We start from the raw sequence: 378 nt of genomic DNA on the forward strand, positions 1-378 counted from the left end.
GCGGAAGACGGGATTCGAACCCGCGACCCCAACCTTGGCAAGGTTGTATTCTACCACTGAACTACTTCCGCAAGACATGTATGAGTTATTTAATTAAAAGTGCGGGTGAAGGGAGTCGAACCCCCACGCCAAAGGCGCCAGATCCTAAGTCTGGTGCGTCTGCCAATTCCGCCACACCCGCATATTAATTTATTTAAGAAAAATGGGGCGACTGATGGGAATCGAACCCACGAATGCCGGAGCCACAATCCGGTGCGTTAACCACTTCGCCACAACCGCCATGATTTCTGGTGCCGACTAGAGGACTTGAACCCCCAACCTACTGATTACAAGTCAGTTGCTCTACCAATTGAGCTAAGTCGGCTAAATGGTGGAGGA

Annotated in this window: 4 tRNA genes; all 4 read right to left on the bottom strand. The window is 50.8% G+C overall.

Going from position 1 to position 378, the window contains the following annotated elements:
* Nucleotides 1-71 (bottom strand) — tRNA-Gly (locus MR169_RS28020).
* 29 nt (nucleotides 72-100) lie between these two features.
* Nucleotides 101-181 (bottom strand) — tRNA-Leu (locus MR169_RS28025).
* Nucleotides 182-203: 22 nt separating this feature from the next.
* Nucleotides 204-279: transfer RNA gene (locus tag MR169_RS28030), tRNA-His, on the bottom strand.
* Between the two features lie 9 nt (nucleotides 280-288).
* Nucleotides 289-364: transfer RNA gene (locus tag MR169_RS28035), tRNA-Thr, on the bottom strand.
* Nucleotides 365-378: the final 14 nt, after the last annotated feature.

Source organism: Bacillus cereus group sp. BfR-BA-01349 (assembly GCF_022663795.1).
Classification (GTDB): Bacteria; Bacillota; Bacilli; order Bacillales; family Bacillaceae_G; genus Bacillus_A; species Bacillus_A cereus.